Origin of the sequence: Streptomyces gelaticus, assembly GCF_014649535.1 — a bacterium.
In the GTDB taxonomy this organism is placed as follows: Bacteria; Actinomycetota; Actinomycetes; order Streptomycetales; family Streptomycetaceae; genus Streptomyces; species Streptomyces gelaticus.
This window is the reverse complement of record NZ_BMTF01000064.1, coordinates 1-3061: the sequence shown is the minus strand read 5'-3', so window position 1 is coordinate 3061 and position 3061 is coordinate 1. Positions and strand designations below refer to the sequence as shown.

Here is a 3061-nt window from a genome sequence, read left to right as displayed (position 1 = left end):
GCATCGAGAAGAACACCCACGACAACCCCTTCGGCGCCGTCCTCTCCTTCCGCGGCACCGTCACCGACACCACCGTCAAGCACGCGCTGAGCGCGGCGATGCCGGACCTCTCGGACCTCTTCGAGGTCGGCGACTCGTCGAAGTTCGCCGTCGGCCAGTGGTGGGCTGTGGAGATCAACGCCCTGGCGGGGAAGTACGAGAAGGAGATCCAGCGTCTCGTCCAGGTCACCGATGTCGTCGACGCCACGCACATCCGGGTCAACTACCAGATCGGCTGGGACCTGGCCGCGGGCCGCACGCTGACCTGGACCCGTGTCGAGCCCGTCGACCGCGCCCACGTCCGCAACATGGTCTTCGAGGGCTGGGGCGAGGACGAGATGACCGGCTCGCACCCGGTCGCGTACGAGTACGCGGTGCGCTGCGACGTCTCCGGGATCGAGGCCATCGGCACCTTCTGGCCGGTCGTGATGCGCCGCTGGTGCACGTACTACCGCACCGAGCAGTGCTCGCTGACCAACCCGAAGTCCGTCACCTACGGCGGCGCGGGCTACCTCACCCAGCAGATCTACTGCCTGTACGGGCACGTGGAGGACTGTCACACCTCCAACGCCCGTCACCTCAACGACTTCACGGCCTCCGCATACTGCTACGTCACCAACTGCCACGGCGACGGTGACGACGAGGGCCCCTTCGTGACGCACGGTCAGTTCGAGCACGACCTCGTCTACACCGGCAACTCCGGGCTGATGACCTTCGCCAACTCCGGTGCCGCCTGGGGCGGCAGGGCCAAGCGGATCACCGTGCGCCGACACGCCTGCTCCTGGTTCGTGGCCCGGGTCAAGATCACCGATCTGACCCTGGAGGACGTCCTGGTCATCGGCAAGAAGTCGCTGGCCGGCTCCGGAATGCTCTGGGTCAATGCAGACGGTGTGCAGATGCGCGGCTGTACCGCCACCGGTCCGCTGATCGTCTCCCGGGCCTCGGACCTCTCCGCCCGCCCCAATGTGATCGCCGATTCCTCGTTCGCCTTCGCGGCGGGCGCGGAGATCACCCAGGCCAACGTCACCGCCCCGCTCACCATCCGGCACAGCACCCTGAAGGGCGTCGACGGCGCGGTCCTCAACGGCACCGGCCCGCTCACCCTGGACCAGTGCACGCTGACCGGCTCCACGGACACCGCCCCGGTCTCGCTCGCGCACGCCGACATCACCGTGCTCGGCGGCGAACTCCGCGACACCGGACTGAAGCTGACCTCGGCGAAGGACCAGCGGCTGCGCGTCGACGGCACCCGGCTGAGCGGCACCAACAAGGACGGCGCCCTGCTCGCCCGCACCGGCTCCGGACGGACCGTCGACTGGCAGCTCACCGGCCTCGACTCGACCGCGCCCAAGGGCACCGCCCATGTGCTGGTCACCGAGGGCCCCAACCGCTACCGGGCCACCGGCTCCACCTTCACCGGCGGCCGGCTCGAACTGCGGCCCGCGGCGTTCGGCGGCACCTCCAGCCATCTGCTGCACACCGGCTGCGTCGAGGACGGCACCGAGCGCACCGCGCTGCCGGACGAGGGCGACCGCGTCGCCCACACCGCGGCCACGCTGCGGTTCTGACCACCACTCCCATCGAGCACCAGGGAATCCCGTGTCCACGCATACCCCGATCACCGGCCGGCCCGTACGGGTCGCGCTCGTCGGCGCCGGCAACCGCGGTCTGACGTACGCCGAGTGGATAAAGGCGCACCCCGAGCGCGCCGAGCTCGTAGCCGTCGCCGATCCGCGCCCCGCGGCGCGGGCCGCCGCCGACGCACCCGTCGAGTTCGACGACTGGCAGCCGCTGGTCGAGAACCGCATTGCCGACGCCGTCGTAGTCGCCACCCAGGACCGTTTCCATGTGGAGCCCGTACTGGCGCTGGCCGAGGCCGGCTACGCGATCCTCGCCGAGAAGCCGCTCGCCCCGACCGAGGAGGAGACCCGGCGGATCGTCGAGGGCGTGGAGCGGGCCGGAGTCCTGTTCGCGGTGTGCCATGTCATGCGGTACACCCCGTACACCGACCTGGTGAAGAAGGTCGTGGACTCGGGCGTGCTCGGTCAGCTGGTCTCCCTCGACCATCTGGAGCCGGTCGGCTGGTGGCACTACGCCCACAGCTATGTGCGCGGCCCGTGGAGCAGCGAGAAGGACTCCTCGCCGATGCTGCTCGCCAAGTCCTGCCACGACCTGGACTGGATCACGTACGTGATGGGCGGCCGGATCGAGCAGGTATCCAGCTTCGGCGGGCTGAAGCACTTCCGGCCGGAGAACGCCCCGGCCGGGTCCGCCGGGCGCTGCCTCGACTGTGCGGTCGAGTCCGGCTGCCCGTACAGCGCGCTGAAGCTCTACATGCCGACGCTGCGCGAGAAGGGCGCGGTCTGGCCGGTCACCCACGTCACCGAGGCGAAGGACGAGGCCGGTCTCGTGCAGGCGCTGCGCGAGGGCCCGTACGGAGTCTGCGCCTACCGCGGCGACAACGACGTGGTCGACCACCAAGTCCTCGCCATGCAGCTGACGGACGGGGTGACCGCCACCTTCCAGATGGTGGCGTTCACCGAGCAGACGCACCGCCAGACCCGGATCTTCGGCTCGCACGGCTGGCTGATCGGCGACGGCGAACGGGTCACGGTGCAGGACTTCCGGACCGGCGAGTCCACCGTCCATGAACTCGGCGCCTCCGGTTCGAACGCGGCGGACGGGCACGGTGGCGGGGACGCCGGGCTCGTCGACGCGTTCGTCACCGCCGTCGCCACGGGTGAGGCCGGGGCGGTCCGCTCCGGTCCCGCCACCTCGCTCGGCAGTCATCTGGCGGCGTTCGCCGCGGAGCGTGCCCGGCACACCGGCACCGTCCAGACGGTCCCGGCCCAGTGATTCCCTCTCTTCCCGGCCCCACTTTCACGTCCTCGGAGGACCTCCTCATGTCCCGTCTTCTCACCCGTCGTTCCAGAGTCCGCGCCGTCGCCGCCCCGGTCGTGGCGACCGTGCTCGCCGCCGGTGTGCTGGCCGGCTGTTCCAGCGGTGGTGACGACAACACCGT

At 70.2% G+C, this 3061-nt stretch carries 2 protein-coding genes; both read left to right on the top strand.

Features of this window, described 5'->3' with window-relative positions:
* On the top strand, positions 1 to 1607 hold a 1607-nt coding region (locus IE107_RS34275), incomplete at its 5' end, for a peptidase C14 (RefSeq protein ID WP_189548248.1).
* A 31-nt stretch (positions 1608 to 1638) separates the two neighbouring features.
* On the top strand, positions 1639 to 2895 hold the full coding sequence (locus tag IE107_RS34270) for a Gfo/Idh/MocA family protein (protein ID WP_189548247.1): 1257 nt from the start codon (positions 1639 to 1641) through the stop codon (positions 2893 to 2895).
* Positions 2896 to 3061 lie beyond the last annotated feature (166 nt).